Origin of the sequence: Acrocarpospora catenulata (genome assembly GCF_018476525.1) — a bacterium.
Lineage (GTDB): Bacteria > Actinomycetota > Actinomycetes > Streptosporangiales > Streptosporangiaceae > Acrocarpospora > Acrocarpospora catenulata.
In genome coordinates this window covers 83,110-98,131 of sequence record NZ_JAHCST010000005.1, presented here as the reverse complement: position 1 = coordinate 98,131, position 15,022 = coordinate 83,110, and the positions used below count along the sequence as shown (strand labels likewise).

General features: G+C 72.9%; 15 protein-coding genes. All 15 read right to left on the bottom strand.

What is annotated here, in order from left to right; translation table 11 throughout:
- Nucleotides 1-30: 30 nt before the first annotated feature.
- Genes KIP79_RS06985 through hppD form a run of 15 tightly spaced genes read right to left on the bottom strand, consistent with a single transcriptional unit; the run spans nt 31 to nt 14,814 of the window.
- On the bottom strand, nt 31-981 hold the full coding sequence (locus KIP79_RS06985; RefSeq protein ID WP_214103850.1) for a branched-chain amino acid transaminase: 951 nt from the start codon (nt 979-981) through the stop codon (nt 31-33).
- The gene (locus KIP79_RS06980) at nt 981-2,345 is read right to left on the bottom strand and encodes a phenylacetate--CoA ligase family protein (RefSeq protein ID WP_214103849.1); all 1,365 of its coding nucleotides are present in this window, start codon (nt 2,343-2,345) and stop codon (nt 981-983) included. Before KIP79_RS06980 ends, KIP79_RS06985 begins: the two co-directional genes overlap by 1 nt.
- Entirely contained in the window at nt 2,329-2,658 is a 330-nt protein-coding gene (locus tag KIP79_RS06975) for a Dabb family protein (protein ID WP_214103848.1), read from the bottom strand. Before KIP79_RS06975 ends, KIP79_RS06980 begins: the two co-directional genes overlap by 17 nt.
- Nucleotides 2,655-3,479 carry a menaquinone biosynthetic enzyme MqnA/MqnD family protein gene (locus KIP79_RS06970; RefSeq protein ID WP_214103847.1) on the bottom strand — a complete coding sequence of 275 codons (825 nt, stop codon included), beginning with the start codon at nt 3,477-3,479 and terminating at the stop codon, nt 2,655-2,657. The genes KIP79_RS06975 and KIP79_RS06970 overlap by 4 nt, the downstream gene beginning before the upstream one ends.
- Nucleotides 3,476-4,726 carry an aminotransferase class III-fold pyridoxal phosphate-dependent enzyme gene (locus KIP79_RS06965; RefSeq protein WP_250212807.1) on the bottom strand — a complete coding sequence of 417 codons (1,251 nt, stop codon included), beginning with the start codon at nt 4,724-4,726 and terminating at the stop codon, nt 3,476-3,478. The genes KIP79_RS06970 and KIP79_RS06965 overlap by 4 nt, the downstream gene beginning before the upstream one ends.
- Complete coding sequence (locus tag KIP79_RS06960) at nt 4,723-5,355, bottom strand: HAD family hydrolase (protein WP_214103846.1); 633 nt, start codon at nt 5,353-5,355, stop codon at nt 4,723-4,725. The genes KIP79_RS06965 and KIP79_RS06960 overlap by 4 nt, the downstream gene beginning before the upstream one ends.
- Nucleotide 5,356: 1 nt before the next feature.
- Nucleotides 5,357-6,205 carry an SDR family oxidoreductase gene (locus KIP79_RS06955; RefSeq protein ID WP_214103845.1) on the bottom strand — a complete coding sequence of 283 codons (849 nt, stop codon included), beginning with the start codon at nt 6,203-6,205 and terminating at the stop codon, nt 5,357-5,359.
- Complete coding sequence (locus tag KIP79_RS06950; protein WP_214103844.1) at nt 6,205-6,879, bottom strand: RraA family protein; 675 nt, start codon at nt 6,877-6,879, stop codon at nt 6,205-6,207. Before KIP79_RS06950 ends, KIP79_RS06955 begins: the two co-directional genes overlap by 1 nt.
- Entirely contained in the window at nt 6,863-8,800 is a 1,938-nt protein-coding gene (locus KIP79_RS06945) for a thiamine pyrophosphate-binding protein (protein ID WP_214103843.1), read from the bottom strand. The genes KIP79_RS06950 and KIP79_RS06945 overlap by 17 nt, the downstream gene beginning before the upstream one ends.
- A gap of 13 nt (nt 8,801-8,813) precedes the next feature.
- Nucleotides 8,814-9,611: an SDR family oxidoreductase gene (locus KIP79_RS06940; protein ID WP_214103842.1), complete on the bottom strand. Its 798-nt coding sequence runs from the start codon at nt 9,609-9,611 to the stop codon at nt 8,814-8,816.
- On the bottom strand, nt 9,611-10,657 hold the full coding sequence (locus KIP79_RS06935; protein WP_214103841.1) for an N-acetylneuraminate synthase family protein: 1,047 nt from the start codon (nt 10,655-10,657) through the stop codon (nt 9,611-9,613). Before KIP79_RS06935 ends, KIP79_RS06940 begins: the two co-directional genes overlap by 1 nt.
- A gap of 14 nt (nt 10,658-10,671) precedes the next feature.
- A complete protein-coding gene (locus tag KIP79_RS06930; protein ID WP_214103840.1) occupies nt 10,672-11,445 on the bottom strand; it encodes a 2OG-Fe(II)-dependent halogenase WelO5 family protein in 774 nt (257 codons plus the stop codon).
- Nucleotides 11,446-11,468: 23 nt separating this feature from the next.
- The gene (locus KIP79_RS06925) at nt 11,469-12,722 is read right to left on the bottom strand and encodes an aminotransferase-like domain-containing protein (RefSeq protein WP_250212805.1); all 1,254 of its coding nucleotides are present in this window, start codon (nt 12,720-12,722) and stop codon (nt 11,469-11,471) included.
- Nucleotides 12,716-13,810 (bottom strand): alpha-hydroxy acid oxidase, encoded by a 1,095-nt coding sequence (locus KIP79_RS06920; protein ID WP_250212804.1) that lies wholly within the window; start codon nt 13,808-13,810, stop codon nt 12,716-12,718. Before KIP79_RS06920 ends, KIP79_RS06925 begins: the two co-directional genes overlap by 7 nt.
- Nucleotides 13,810-14,814 carry a 4-hydroxyphenylpyruvate dioxygenase gene (hppD, locus tag KIP79_RS06915; protein WP_214103839.1) on the bottom strand — a complete coding sequence of 335 codons (1,005 nt, stop codon included), beginning with the start codon at nt 14,812-14,814 and terminating at the stop codon, nt 13,810-13,812. The genes KIP79_RS06920 and hppD overlap by 1 nt, the downstream gene beginning before the upstream one ends.
- Between the last annotated feature and the right edge of the window lie 208 nt (nt 14,815-15,022).

Below are 15,022 nucleotides of genomic sequence, written 5' to 3'. Positions count from 1 at the left end.
AAGCTCCCCGCCGGACGAGGCGGGGAGCTTTCAGCGTGCCACCAGTTCGGCGACGGGCCGGAGCCATGCCGCGTGACGGGGGTTCCGGCCGCGCACCACGTCCGTGTAGGCAGCGGCGAGGGACGTCGTGACCGGTCCCGGCCGGCCTGAGCCGATGGCGCGGCCGGCCAGTTCGATCACGGGGACGATCTCGGCTCCGGTGCCGGCAAGGAAGACCTCTTCGGCGGTGAACAGGTCGTCGCGGGTCAGCTCGCGCACCTCCGCCGGCACACCGAGGTCGGACGCCAGCGTGAGAACGGTGTCGCGGGTGATGCCCGCCAGGATCCCGGCCGAGGCGGGCGGGGTGACCAGCGTGCCCTGCCGTACGGCCAGGACGTTGGCGGTCGTGGCCTCGGCGACCTGGCCGCGGGTGTTGAGCAGGATGGCGTCGGCGTACCCGGACGCGCGGGCGTCGTCGAGGGCGAGGGCGTTGTTGACGTACCCACCGGTGATCTTGGCCCGGACGGGGAGCACGTCCTCCGGCGGGCGCCGCCACGCGCTGAGCGCGCAGCGGATGCCCTGCTTGTCGGTGTAGGACCCCATCTCGAAGGCGTTGATGGAGAACGCGTCGGAGACGCCGCGCAGCTGGACCCCGGGGGGTGTGCCGGGCAGCAGCCGGAGTTTGTACGCCAGGGGCCGCACGTAGACGTCACCGCCATCAGGCCCGGCGCGGCCGAGCAGTTCGGCGGTGATCGCGCACAACTCCTCGACCGTCAGCCCCACCTCGATGCGCAACATGGCGCAACTGTCCAGCAGCCGCCGGTAGTGGTCGTCGGCGCGGAACAGGGCGAGACCGCCGTCCGGCTGCCGGTAGGCGCGGATGCCTTCGAAGACGCCCGTGCCGTACTGCAACGCCTGCGTGGTGACCGGCACCCGCGCGTCGGCGAGGGGCACGAACCTTCCTTCGTGGTACGCCCACGGGATGACCCGCGGAGTCGTCATCACGACCTCCCGGCGGCGATGGCCAGGGCCACGGCGCGCTCGGCGTCGTCGGCCTGGCGCCGGTCCTCGACCCTGGCGGCCTTCCAGCTGACCATCGCGCCGGTCGTGCTGACCGCGCCCACCGGGCCGTACTCCACCCGGAGCGGCACGCCGAGCGCGTCGTGGCAGTCGCGGGCCATGGCGGCCTCGTCCACCCGCAGGCCGCCGGGCGGCGGTTCGAGTCGCAGCGTGAGCCCGTCGGCGTCGATCACGATCTGGTAGTCGAGGTAGCCGCGCGGGCGGCGGAGCAGCAGGTCCTCCAGGTCCAGCCCGCTGATCCTGCGGCCGCCGACGGTCAGTTCGTCGCGGGTGCGCCCGAGGACTTCGAGGGTGGGCGCGGGGATCGGGGCGCCGGGCCGTGGCGGGGTCAGCCGCACCAGGTCGCCGGTGCGGTAGCGGACCAGCGGCTTGCTGCCCTGGTAGAGCGAGGTGACGACCAGCTCGCCCGCCGCCGCGGCCGCGCCGGTGGCCGGGTCGACGACCTCGTAGTAGTTGAGCAGCGGCACCGTGTAGAGGAGGCCGTCGGCCGCGGCGGCGCCGAGCACGGAGGCCTCCTGGGAGGCGTAGAGCGCGTTGTACGCCGTGGCGCCCCAGACGGCGCCGACGTTCTCCAGCAGGCTCGGCGAGGCCGGCTCCCCGGTGCACATGATCACGTCGAGCCGGAAGTCGCGGCGCGGGTCGAGACCGGCCGCATGCGCCCGCTTGGCCAGCGCGAGCGCCATGCCAGGGGTGCTGAACAGACCGGTCAGCGGGAGGTCGCGGAGCACCTCCAGGGCCCGGCCGTAGCCGACCATGGGCGAGTGCGGCCACATCTTCGCCACCGCCAGGTCCAGGTTGCGGCAGACGTCTCCGAAGGTGTCGCCGAACGCGTGCATCTCGGTCGGCCCGGACACACCGATCACCTGGCCGTCCCCGTACTGCCGGAAGATCGTGCCGTAGTAGAAGGTCAGCGCCATGTTGTTGCTGAGGGAGTCCACGTTGTCGCGCGGGCAGGGCGTGCTGGCGCCGGTGGTGCCGGTGGTCTCGTAGTAGATCCAGGCTCGGGGCAGCGGGCGGGACAGGATGCGGGCCCGCGCGCGGCGCAGGTCGTCCTTGGTGGTGAACGGCAGGCTTTCGGGGCCGGTCAGCGTGGCCGGGTCGATGCCGGCCAGGTGGTCGCGGTAGAAGGGCGAGTTGACCTGCGCGTACGCGACGGTCGCGCGCAGCCGGTCGAGCTGGTGCGCGGCGAGGTCCACCGCCGACCAGCGCCCGGCGACGAAGGCGGCGTAGTCGTCGCGCAACTCCCGCCCGAACCTGGCCATCCGCTCGTCAAACAGCGTGAACACGGATGCCTCCGTTCACGTCACTCTCGACGACGTCGACCATCACCCAGTCGCTGATCTCCCGCCAGAGCCGCACGGACTGCTGGTGGAACGGGTGGACCAGGTAGCGGTCGAGGGCGTCCTCGTCGGCCACCGTGCCGACGACGAGGAAGTCGTAGGCGATGGCACGCGGCGAGATGTTCCGCGCGGCCTGCCAGGTCAGCAGGTCGCCGACCTCCTCGCCGACCCGCGCGGCCATCCGCTCCGCGCGCTGCGCGATCGGATCCTCCCAGGAGACGCCTGGTTTCAGCTTGAAGAGCACCACATGCTTGATCATTTAAGGAGACCTTCCTCCAGCCCGCGGGCGTCGATGGTGAGCTCGGCGAACCGTTCCGCCCGCGCGGTCCTGGCCCCGGCGAGCCGGGAGAACACGCGGATCGCGGCCGTCTGCCGCTCGCCGAGCGAGAAGTCCAGCCCGCCGAAGTACGCGGCCAGTTCGTCCGGCCGCAGGCCCGAGCCGGGCGCGGCCGACGCGGCGACCTCGCGGGGGTGCGCGCGGGCCAGCGTGATCGCGGCGGTCAGGGTGCGGCGCACGTCGGCGACCGCGGCGGGGTTGGCGGCGGCGAACTCGCGCCGCGCGGCCCAGACCGCGAAGACCATCGGCAGCCCGGTCCACTCGTGCCAGACCTGGCCGAGGTCGTGCACGGCCCAGCCGGGCGGCGTGCGGAGCGTGCACCTCAGCGCCTCGTCGCCGATCAGCACCCGCGCGTCGGCGTCCGCGTCCGGCGGCACGTACACCGGGCGGACCCCGGCCACGTCCTCCAGGAACATCCGCGCCAGCAGCACGCTGGTCCTGCTCACCCTGGTCAGCGCCACCGGCCGCCCGTCCAGCTCGTACGGCGGGACCCGGCCGGCCAGCACACACGACCGCACCGGCCCGTCGCTGCCGATCGCCAGGCCCGGCAGCACCACCAGCCGATCCCGATGGCGCAGCGCGTGCACCAGGCTCACCGGGCTGACGTCGAGCCGCCGCCCGAGCAGCGCCTCCCCCAGCCGGGGCGGCGTGTCGGACCGCAGCGGGTACCGAGCCCCGAGCCGCGCCAGCCCCCACCGGATCGGATGGCAGTTGAGGAACGCGATGTCCCCCAGCCGGGTCATGACGCCCCCATTCCGGACAACACCCTGTCCGCCGCCGCGGCCCCTTTGGCCAGCTCGTCGCGGGAGATCGTGAGCGCGGGGCGGAACCGCACCGCGCGCTCGCCGCCGGGCAGCAGCAACACCCGTTCGTGCACGCGCATCCGCCGCAGGAACTCGGCCCGGGTGCCCGCGTCGGGCAGGTCGAACGCGGCCATCAGCCCGCGCCCGCGCGGGTTGGCGACCAGCCCCGGGTGAGCCAGGCCGAGCTGCTGGACCAACTCCAGCAGGTAGCCCCCCAACGCCGCGGTTCGCGGGATGAGCCGGTCGCGCTCGACCACCTCCAGGATCCGGGTCGCCCGGACCATGTCCGCCAGGTTCCCGCCCCAGGTCGATCCCAGCCGGGAGGGCACCGTGAAAACGTTGCCGGTCTCGTCCACCCGCCGGCCGGCCATCACCCCGCACACCTGGGTGCGCTTGCCGAACGCGACCACGTCCGGAGCCAGTCCCAGCTGCTCATAGGTCCAGCGCGTGCCGGACGCCCCGCACCCCGTCTGCACCTCGTCCAGCACGAACAGCACGTCGTGGCGGTGGCACAACTCCTGCATGCCGCGCAGGAACGCGGGGTCGACGTGGTTGTCGCCGCCCGCGCCCTGGATGGGCTCGGCGATGAAGCAGGCCACCCGGTCGGCGTGTGCGGCGAGGTAGTCGGCGGCGGGCCGGAGGCCGTCGCGGAAGTCCAGGCGCGGCCACCGCCAGGCCGGGTAGCGGTCGGTGACGGCGGGATCGGTGTTGGTCAGGCTCATCGTGTAGCCGCTGCGGCCGTGGAACGCGTGGCGCAGGTGCATGACCTCAAGCGCCGGCTGTCCCGTGCGCCGCGACTTCCAGTCGAAGGCGATCTTCAGGGCGTTCTCGACCGCCAGCGCGCCGCCGTCGATGAAGAACAGGTGCGGCAACGCGGGATCGCCGAGCACGCGGACGAAGGTCTCGACGAACCGGGCGTACTCGACCGTGTGCAGGTCCGGATTGGTCACCTTGTGCGCGGCGGCCGTAACCAGGGTCGCCACGAACTCCGGCTCGGCCAGCGCCGGATGGTTCAGGCCGAGCGGCAACGAGCCGTAGAAGGAGAGCAGGTCCAGGTACGCCTCGCCGGTGCGCGCGTCGACCAGCTGGGAGCCCTGGCTGCGCGCCAGGTCGACCACCACGTCGAGCGTGCTCACCTGCACGTGCCTGGCCAGGCTGGCCCGGACCTCCGCCGGGTGCACGGTCATGTCCACTCCCCCAGGTCGAGCAGGTCGAGACGGTCGAGTACGGCATCCGCCCCCGCGACAGGACCCGGCCGCCCCGGCACCGCGACGCAGGCGAGACCGGCGGCCTTGGCGGCGCGCACGCCGATGACCGAGTCCTCCACGGCGAGCGCCTCCCCGGCGGGCACACCCGCCCGGCGCAACGCGACGCGGTAAAGGTCCGGGGAGGGCTTGTGCAGGGCGGCGTCCTCTCCGGTGACCACCGAGGAGAACCCGGCCAGGCGCAGCCGGGTCAGGTGGTGTCCCACCCAGCGGGCGGGGCTGCTGGACACCACCGACACCGGGACGCCCCGGGCCGCGGCGGCGGTCAGCAGTTCGGGCACGCCCGGCCGGGCCGGCTCCAGGTCGGCCAGCTGAGCCCGGCGCCCGCGCTGCCAGGCGAGCACCTCGGGCCCGATGGTCCGGCCGAGCTTGACGCGCAGGTCGGCCAGCGCGACCTCGGAACCGCGTGAGTTGCCCGCCATGCGGACCCACAGCGCGTCGGGGTACTCCAGGTCGAACGAGGCGTACAGCTCCTGCCAGGCGCGCAGCGCGGCCCGCTCGGTGTCGCAGATCAGCCCGTCGAAGTCGAGGAAGAGCGCGCGGACGGCCACCTCACACCCCCAGCGCCGGGAGCCGGGCGCAGAACCGCGCCAGCGCCTCGGTCCAGTGCGCCATGGGGTGGCCCAGCGAGGCGATGCGGTCCATCCGCAGGTGCGAGTCGCGCGGCCGTTCCCCGACGAAGCCGAAGTCCGCGAGACCGGCCCGGGTCACCTCGCCGCCGAGGTGGCGGGCGACCTCGCGGCCGACGTCGTACCAGGACGCGCGGCCGCCGTTGGCCGCGTGGATGGTGCCGGTGTACGGGTGGCGCAGCAGCCACACCAGGGCGCGGGCCAGCTCGTCGACGTGGGTCGGGCCGCTGAACTGGTCGTCGATCAGGGCCGGCCGCTCCCCCGCGCGCAGCGCGGCCGTCAACTCGGCGACCTGGTCGCACGCACCGCCGTACAACCAGGAGGTCCGCACCACGAGGTGGCTGGGCACGAGGGCGGCCAGGCGCTCCCCGGCGAGTTTGGTAAGGCCGTAGACGCTGACCGGGTTGGGCGCGTCGCTCTCGCGGTAGCCGCCGCGCCGCCCGTCGAAGACGTAGTCGCTGGAGATGTAGACCAGCCGCGCGTCGAGGCGGGCGCAGGCCTCGGCGACGTGGCTGGTGCCCTCGACGTTGACCCGCATGGCCAGCCGCGGGTCGCTCTCGCAGGCGTCGACGACGGCGAGCCCGGCGGCGTGCAGCACGACGTCGGGCGCGAACGCGTCGATCGAGCGGCGCACGGCCGTGCCGTCGGCGATGTCGAAGTCGCCCACCGACACACCGAGCACGGGCCAGTGCGCCGTCTCGGGTTCCGCGGCCAGGGCGGCGGTCACGGCGGTGCCGAGCAGACCGTCCGCGCCGGTCAGGTAGATCCGCATCACAGGTGGCCGAACTCGGCCAGCAGCTCGGTCACGGTGGCGCCGGACGCGATCTTCTCGCGGATCACCCGCTCCTTGCCGATCTGCACCTTGGTCTGCGCCAGCACGACCTCCGCCTGGTCCGCGGGGACGACGGCGATGCCGTTCTCGTCGGCGACGACGAGGTCACCGGGGTTGATCACCTGGCCGTCGACGACGATCGGCACGTTGACCCGGACCGGCTCGGTGCGGTCGTGCACGGCGGTCGGCGAGGGCCGCGGCACGGTCGAGCGGTACCAGACGGGGAAGCCGAGGTCGCGGATCTCGTCCACGTCGCGGATGGCGCCGTCGACGATCCCGGCGGCGACGCCGGCCTTCAGCGACAGGGTGGACATCAGGCCGCCCCACATGGCCGTGCGGGTCACGCCGTGGCAGGCCAGCACGATGACGTCGCCAGGCTTGGCGCGGGCCAGCACCGGCATGCAGTCGACCAGGTCGTCCACGGCCAGTTCGACGGTGAGCGCGGGACCGGCCACCCTGTCCTTGGGCGTGACCGGCAGCAGGCCGCCGATCGCGCCCCTGCGCCGCTGGGCGTCGGTGACCAGGCAGCTCGGGCTGTACTCGGCCAGCACGTCGCGGAACCCGGCGACCAGCTCCGCGGCGGGCCGGATCAGCTCGTTATAGACGGTGTCCATCGGCTGTCTCCAATCGAGGGGGCAGCGCGGCGCCGATGGCCGCGGCCAGGTTGTCGGCGTGCAGACCGTGCGCGGTCAGCACCTCGTCGTCCGCGCCGCAGCGCGGTATGCCGGTGAGCGCGAGGCCGCGCAGCGTGGGGCGGGCCCACGGGTCCAGGTCCAGCAGGGTGCGGGCGATCAGGTCGGCCTGGCCGCCCCGGGCGTACTGGTGCTCGACCACGAACAGGTGGCCGGCCTCGGCGACCAGTTCGGCGAGCCAGGCGGAGTCGAGCCGGTTGTGCCAGGGCAGGTTGGCGACGGTCACCGAGACGCCCTCGCCGGCCAGCCGTTCCGCGGCGCGCAGCAGGTGAGCCAGCACGACCGGGCCCGCGCCGAGCGCCACCACGCTGCCGTCGCCCGGGCGCACGACCTGCCCGCGCCCGGTCACCAGCGGCGCGGCCGGCAGCGCGGCCACCTCGGCGGGCACGGGCACGCTGGCCAGCCGGAGGTAGACGCTGTCGGGGGCGGTCAGGCAGTAGTCCACGGCCTCGGCCAGCTCGGCCGCGTGCGCGGGTTCGAGGATGACCAGGCCGGGCACGCCCGACAGCGCGCCGACGTCGCGCACGGCCTGGTGGGAGTGGCCGGGGGCGGCCGGGAGCAGGCCGGCGAGGCTGCCGACGTAGACGACCCGGCGGCCCTCGGTGGCGTTGTTGTAGATCTGCTCGTTGGGGCGGGCGTGCAGGAAGCAGGAGAAGGAGTGCGCGAACGGCACCATCCCGCCCGCGGCCAGGCCGCCGGCCATCGAGACCATGTCCTGCTCGGCGATGCCGCACTCCACGAACCGCCCGGGGTGCGCGTCGCGGAACGGGATCAGGCCGGTGTCCAGGATCAGGTCCGCGTCGAGCGCGACCACCCGCTCGTCGTTGGCGGCCCGCTCGGTCAGCAGCCGTCCGTAGATCTCCGGGAGCCGGGGACCGCCCGGTTTGGCGGGCAGGTCCACGGTGGCGCTCTCCAGCGCCACCGGTTCCAGGTCGTACGGCTCAAGCACGGCGGCCAGCGTGGTCAGCAGCTCGCCCTGGGCCTGGTCGTGGTCCTGCGGCGTGGGAGCCCCGCTGTGGTGGCGATACCGCCACTCGCCGGGGGCCATCGAGGTGGCGGCGAACGTGGCGCAACCACCACCCTTGACGGTGTCGGCCACGATGACGGCGGGCTGCCCGGCGAAGGCCGTGCGGCGTTCCGCCAGCGTGGCGGCGATCGCGGCGACGTCGTGGCCGTCGCAGCGGAGCGCGGCCCAGCCCGCGGCGGTGAACTTGGCGGCCAGGTCGCCGAGGTCGCTGACGTCGCGCACCCAGGTGTCCGACTGGATCTTGTTGTGGTCGACGATGACGGTCAGCTCGCCCATGGCCTGCCGGGCCGCCCCGGCCAGGGCCTCCCAGTTCTGGCCTTCCTGCAGCTCACCGTCGCCGGTCAGCACGTACACCCGCCGCCGCCGGCCGCTGAGCCGGTCGGCGAGGATCAGGCCCTTGGCCTTGGAGATGCCCATGCCCAGCGAGCCGGTGTTGAACGGCATGCCGGGCGTGTTCACGTCGGGGTGGCCGGGCAGCCCGTCCAGGCGGCGGAGCCGGTGCAGCAGGTCCTCGCCGAGCAGGCCGAGGCCGATCAGCGAGGCGTACAGTCCGGGGGCGTCGTGCCCCTTGGAGGAGAAGTAGACGTCGCCCGCCGCGGTGAACGGCTCGCGCAGCTCCGCCAGCAGGAGCCAGGCGACCAGGTCGGCGGCGCTGAAGCTGGAGCCCAGGTGACCCGACCCGGCCCGGCTGATCATGTGCAGCGTGTTGATCCGTGACATCGTGGCGAACGCCCGGGCCCGGTCGCCCGGGTCCGGCACCTCCGCCAGCACCCGCAGGAACTCGCGGCGCGGCACCCAGGACAGCGTCCTGCGCATGGCTCTCCTCCCATCACCAGCAGCTGTAGCCGCCGTCGACGACGAGCTCCACGCCCGTCACATATCTGCTGAGGTCGGAGGCGAGGAAGAGCAGCGGCCCGACCAGGTCGTCCGCCTCCGCCATCCGGCGCATCGGCACCCTGGCCCCGAACTTCTCGCGGAAGGCCGGGTCCTGGTCACCGAGCACGCCGCCCGGCGACAGCGTGTTCACCCGCACCCCCTCCGGGCCCCACAACGCGGCCAGGTAGCGGGTCAGCGAGGCCACCCCGGCCTTGGACATTCCGTACGCGGGGGGTTTGAGGAACGGCGGATCCAGCGGCAGATGCTCGTAGAGCCGGGGATCGGGGGCGAGCCCGCCGTAGAGGGAGCCGATGTTGATGATCGACCCCCGGCCGCGGCGGGCCATCTCCGACCCGAACACCTGGCAGACCCGGAGCGTGCCGTGCGCGTTGACCGCGAACACCCCGCCGGAGGCCTCGTCCGGGATGTCGGAGAACCGCCAGCTGCCGCCGAGCGCGGACGGCGGCTGGTCGATGCCCGCGTTGTTGACCAGCACCGACGGCGCGCCGAGCGCCGAAAGGCACTCGGCGAGCGCGGCGCGCAGCCGCCCGGGCTCGGTGATGTCGGCGGGGATGAGCACGAACTCGTCCTCGCGGCCGTCGAGCACTTCCTTCAGCTGCGGGCTCGGCCCGTCCCTGACGTCCAGCCCGGCGACGCGGGCGCCGGCGTCGAGCAACGCCTTCACCCAGACCGCCCCCAGGCGTCCCAGCACGCCCGTGACGACCGCCACGTTTCCGGACAGGTCAATCACTAGATCAGCACCCCCAGCGTGATGTCCGCGTCGGGTTCGAGATCCTGGGCGAGGCAGCGGCCCAGCACGAGCGTCATCTGGTCGGGGCTCAGCCCGTCGCCGGGCGACCTGATCGCGATGTCCTCCCCGGTGAGCCGGTGCCCGGCCCGCAGCGGCCGCCCGGCGACCAGCTTCTTGCCCATCTTGCGCAGCGCGAGGCGCTCCTGCGGCAGCAGCCGCTTGACCGGGTCGCCGAGCGCCTCGCGGTTGCGGCGCAGCCCCTCCACCAGCGCGGCCAGGTCCTGCGGCTCCAGCGAGAAGTGGTGGTCGCTGCCCGGGCGGGTGCGGTCCAGGGTGAGGTGCTTCTCGATCACACGGGCGCCGAGCGCGAACGCGGTCCAGCTCAGCTCGGGGCCCAGGTCGTGCCCGGAGAACCCGATCACCGTGGTCGGGAACTCCGCGCGGTAGGTGGTGATCACGGAGAGGTTGAGCTCGGCCGGGGTGGCCGGGTAGACCGCGGTGCACTGGAGCAGCGCCAGCTCGGGGTTGATGGGCAGGATCGCGTCGCAGGCCCGCCGCACCGCGTCCATGTCGGCGGCGCCGGTGCTGACGATGAGCGGTTTGCCCACCTTGGCGGCGTAGGTCAGCAGGGGGATGTTGGTCAGGTCGGCGGAGGCCATCTTGATCGCCGGGAGGTCCAGCTCGGCGAGGAAGTCGACGCTGCCGAAGTCGAAGGCGGTCGAGATGAAGTCGATGCCCAGCTCGGCGGCGAGCACGGCCAGCTCCCGGTACTCGCGCCGGCCGAACTCCAGGGCCTCGCGGTGCAGGCCGTAGGTGGCGCCGTAGCTGTTGCGGCCGGTGTACGGCTCGTCGTACATGCGGCGGGTGAAGAGCCGCTTGTTGTCGCGCTTCTGCAGCTTGGCGGCGCTGGCACCACTGGCCGCGGCGCGGCGCAGCAGTTCCTCGGCCTTGGCCAGGTCGCCCTCGTGATTGTGGCCGATCTCGGCTATCACGTAGGCGTCGGAGTCATCGGATATGGCGCGGCCGTTGATGTTGAGCTCTCTCACCGGTCGAATCCCTTTCATGACCAGATATGGAGGGGACCCCGCGTCGTGATTCCGATGAAGAACGACAGGGTCACCCTCCGTCCACTGCCTGCGTTCGGACGGACGAGGTGATAGTTGCGGGGATCGAACAGGACGCCGTCGCCGAGTTCGGCTCTGACCTCGGCCACCGGCTGGTCCTCGGCGAGGGCCGAGTCGTAGCCGTAGCCGTCCCGGTGGCCCTCGTCGGAGGGCCGCCAGCGGCGGCGGAAGACGACGGACTCGCCGCCGCCCTCCGGCATCGACAGGAAGCAGTTGAAGGCGAGCTGGCAGACGGGGATCTCGTCCAGCAGCCCGGGGAACTCGCGGACGACCTCGTCGAAGTGCATCCGAGCGCCCTGGTTGATCTCGCGGATCATGCCGGCGAACATGGGCCGTCCGCCGGACGTGGCCCGCCGGACGTCGTCGTGCCAGCCCTCGCGGAGCCGGTCGGCGGCCAGGTCCAGCGGGTCCTCGCCGTGCAGCAGCGTGGCCCTGGCCTTGGCGGAGCGGTCGCCGTAGTCCCAGTACTCGGCGGTGAGGCCGTTGTTGCCGTAGTAGTCGTACGCCGCCGGGCCCAGCTTGGCCACCCGGGGCTGCACGAACCGCTCGTCGTAGCTGCCCATCTCGCAGCCTTCGAGCGCGCGCATGACCTCCTGGCACTGGTGCCGCGTGAAGAAGTCGCGAACCCGGACCGCGGCCACGACACCGGCGGACAGTCGGAGGATGTGCTGCGGTTCGAGGCGGTCGGTGACCTCTGTGCCGAACAGCACGAGATTGTCTGATAACGCGGTTGTCACTGCTCTCCCCTTTGCTCCCATTCGCTGATCAGCGCCGCGAGGCGGTCGAGTCCGGCGTCGATCTGATCCGGTGTGAGCAGGCTGCAGGCCAGGCGGATCTGCCGGTGGCCGCCCTGCCCGCCGTAGAAGTGGTGCATCGGGGTCCAGATGACCCCGTGCTCCCGTGCCGAGTGCGCGAGCACCTCGTCGTCGGCGGTGAACGGCACGCTCAGCACGGCGAAGAAGCCGCCGCCCGGCCGGTTCCAGGTCACCCGCGAGGGCGGCGGGAAGCGGCGGGCCAGGCCGTCCAGGAGCAGGCGCAGGTTGCGTCCGTACAGCTCGGTCTCGGCGCGGTTGGCCGCGCGCAGGTCGAAGTCGTTCTCCAGCAGCTTGCCGGCGATGACCGCCTGCGCGACGGGCGGCGTGTTGACGCTGATCATGCTCTTGACCTTGGCCAGCTCGTCGGCGAGGGTGCCGCCGCCGCGCACCGGCTGCCCGGCGGCCACGAAGCCGACCCGGGCGCCCGGCATCGCGGTCTTGGAGTACGACCCGAGGTAGACCACCACGCCGTGGCGATCCAGCGACCTCAGGGTCGGCATCCGCGGCCCGAACAGCCCGTACGGATTGTCCTCAAGCAGCAGCACGTCCTGCTCGGCGGCCAGGTCGAGCAGCGCCAGCCGGGTCTCCAGGTCGAGGCTGAGCCCGGTCGGGTTGGCGAAGTCGGGCACCAGGTAGCAGGCCCGGGGGCGCAACCCGTCCCGCCGGCATTTGTCGATCTTGGCGGCGAAGTCGTCCAGGTCGATGCCGGTCCGGCCGCTCTCGACCGGAACGACGGGCAGGTCGGTCAGCCGGGCCGCGCCGGTGACGCCCACGTACATCGGGGTGGTGGCCAGCAGCACGTCCCGCTCGTCCGCGCGCAGCGTGCGCATCAGCAGGAAGAGCGCCTCCTGGCAGCCGACGGTGACCACGATCGACTCGGGGTCGGCCGTGATGCCCTCGTCCGCCGCCAGGTTCCTGGCGATGAGGTCCTGGATGACGCCCTTGGTCCTGCCGTACTGGAAGAGCCGATCGCGGGCGACCCGCGGGCCGATGTGGTCGACGTAGACGCGCAGGTAGCGGTGCACGTCCTCGACGGAGAAGAACCCGGCGTACGGCCGGCCGGGGGCGAACGAGATCGCCCCGGGGTAGCGGTCGGCCACCTCGTTGAGCAGGTTCATCGAGGTCAGCGCGGGATCGGAGAGCGACGGGTGGAGTTCGCTCAGGTCTAGCATGGGAACACCTCCGCCGTGAGCCGGCCCGCGGCGGCGAGGTCGGGGCACCCGGCGAGGGCCAGCGCGTTCTCCAGCTCGGTGCGCAGCAGCGCCAGCACCGCGGCGGCGCCGTCCCTGCCGCCCGCGGCGAGCCCCCAGAGCGCGGGCCTGCCGAGCAGCACGCCGGACGCGCCGAGGGCGAGCGCCTTCAGCACGTCGCCGCCGTCCCGTACGCCGCCGTCGAGCAGCAGCTGGCAGCGGTCGCCGACGGCCTCCCGCACGGCGGCGAGCGCGGTCAGGCTGGCCACCGCGCCGTCCAGTTGCCTGCCACCGTGGTTGGAGACGACCAGGCCGTCCACGCCGAGGTCGGCCGCCCGGCGCGCGTCGCGCGGGTCGAGCACGCCCTTCAGCACCAGCCGGGCCGACGTCCGCGCACGCAGCCACTCCACGGCCGACCAGTCGAGCGACGGGTCGATGGTGACCGCCGCGTGCTCGGCCAGCGGGGAGCGCCCGGTCCGCCGGGTGCGCGCCGCGTCGTCGGGCGCCCTGAGGTTGGCCGGGCGGACCTCGGCCGGGAGCGTGAATCCGCTGCGCACGTCACGCAGCCGCCGCCCCATGGCCGGGACGTCCACGGTCAGCATCAGCACGCCGCAGCCGGCCGCGTCGGCCCGGGCGACCAGTTCGGCGGTCACGCCCCGGTCGCGCAGCCAGTAGAGCTGGAACCAGGTGTCCGCGCCGGTCGCGGCGATCTCCTCGATCGGCACGCCGGACAGGGTCGCCGCGGTGAACGGCACGCCGGCGTCCCTGGCCGCCGCCGCGAGCGCGGGTTCGCCGCCGGGGTGGATCGCCCCCTGGAAGGCCATCGGCGCGATCGCCACCGGCATGCTCGCCGGGGTGCCGAACAGGACCGTGGCCAGGTCGGGGTGGGAGACGTCGCGCAGCACCCGCGGCACCACCGCGCAGCGGTCGAACGCGCCGACGTTGGCGCGCAGGGTGCGCTCGCCGCCGCTCCCGCCGGCCACGAAGTCGAACGCGTCGGCGGGCAGCGCGGCCATCGCCGCGCGCTCCGCCTCCAGCATCGACGCCCAGGAGATGGCCGCGGAGGTCATCAGGCGTCCCTGGTGGCGCGCTCGACGGCCTCGTAGAGCTTGCGGATGTTGTTGCTGCCGAACGTGGTGGCGCCCTGCCGTTCGATCAGCTCCATGAACAGGGTGCCGCGCGGGTGCTCGGAGCGGGTGAAGATCTGGAAGAGCTGGCCGTCGTGGTCCTGGTCGGCCAGGATGCCGCGGCTGCGCAGCGCCGACACCGGATGCGCCGGGTGGTCGAGACGGCCGGCCAGCTCCTGGTAGTAGGGGCCGGGCGTGCTCAGGAAACGCACGCCGCGCTCGCCCAGCTCGTCCACCGCGCGCAGGATGTCGGGCACGCTGAAGGCCAGGTGCTGCACGCCGGAGCCGCCGTGGTTCTTGAGGAAGTCGTCGATCTGGCCGGGCTGGGCGCCGGGCAGGGGCTGCAGCAGGGTGATGGTGACCTCGCCGGAGCGGCTCTGCACCACTTTGGACTGCATGGCCTGCGCGCCGACGTGGATGTTCTCCTCGAAGATCTGCTGCCAGCCGAACGCGCGCTCGTAGTGGGCGACGGTGTCGGCCAGGGTGCCGGACTCCAGGCAGACGGCCACGTGGTCGATGTCGGTCAGGCCGGGCGGGGCGGGTTCGTCAGAGTCGGCCGGGCCGGCCGGGCCGGCCGGGCCGTCGACGAAGACGTGGGCGACGTCGCCGAAGCCGGCGATCCCCTCGCGCAGCCGCTCGGCGCCGGCGGCCAGGGCGTCGGCCGTGGCCGCCGCCGCGTCCGGCACCCGCAGGGCGATGGTGGCCACGCCGTCCCCGTGCTGCAGGACGTACGCGCTGGCGGGGTGGTCGTCGGCGGTTCCCTGGGTGACCACGAGGGTGATGTGGCCCCGGCGCAGCACGACCGACTCGTGATCCGCCGCGTGCCGCCGTCCGGCGACGTGGAAGCCGTACCGCTGGACGAATTCGCCGGACCGGGCGGCCGCGTCGCCCACGTACAGCTCGACGTGGTCGATCGCGGCATGCGATCCAGCCGTTCGGTGCGTCATGAGTACCCCCACGGAAATGGACCGGATTAATTCGCTCAGCAGCCTACGAAGGCATTTTTCAAAGGGTCAACGAAATGGCGGGGAATAGGAGCTCGGCGTTTTCCGAGGGGTGCCGATAAATGGTTCAGGGGTCGCTGAATAAGGGTCGAGATTAAGGGTTGTCCGTTCTTCGCACGGCCGCTGACGATGATCTCGTCCACTCGCTTCA

Excerpts from the sequence above, each read along its gene's own strand:
- KIP79_RS06925 (WP_250212805.1), bottom strand. The coding sequence starts at position 12,722 with ATGCTAGACCTGAGCGAACTCCACCCGTCGCTCTCCGATCCCGCGCTG.
- KIP79_RS06920 (WP_250212804.1), bottom strand. The coding sequence starts at position 13,810 with ATGACCTCCGCGGCCATCTCCTGGGCGTCGATGCTGGAGGCGGAGCGC.
- hppD (WP_214103839.1), bottom strand. The coding sequence starts at position 14,814 with ATGACGCACCGAACGGCTGGATCGCATGCCGCGATCGACCACGTCGAG.
- KIP79_RS06950 (WP_214103844.1), bottom strand. The coding sequence starts at position 6,879 with ATGGACACCGTCTATAACGAGCTGATCCGGCCCGCCGCGGAGCTGGTC.
- KIP79_RS06975 (WP_214103848.1), bottom strand. The coding sequence starts at position 2,658 with ATGATCAAGCATGTGGTGCTCTTCAAGCTGAAACCAGGCGTCTCCTGG.
- KIP79_RS06955 (WP_214103845.1), bottom strand. The coding sequence starts at position 6,205 with ATGCGGATCTACCTGACCGGCGCGGACGGTCTGCTCGGCACCGCCGTG.
- KIP79_RS06985 (WP_214103850.1), bottom strand. The coding sequence starts at position 981 with ATGACGACTCCGCGGGTCATCCCGTGGGCGTACCACGAAGGAAGGTTC.
- KIP79_RS06970 (WP_214103847.1), bottom strand. The coding sequence starts at position 3,479 with ATGACCCGGCTGGGGGACATCGCGTTCCTCAACTGCCATCCGATCCGG.
- KIP79_RS06965 (WP_250212807.1), bottom strand. The coding sequence starts at position 4,726 with ATGACCGTGCACCCGGCGGAGGTCCGGGCCAGCCTGGCCAGGCACGTG.
- KIP79_RS06945 (WP_214103843.1), bottom strand. The coding sequence starts at position 8,800 with ATGCGCAGGACGCTGTCCTGGGTGCCGCGCCGCGAGTTCCTGCGGGTG.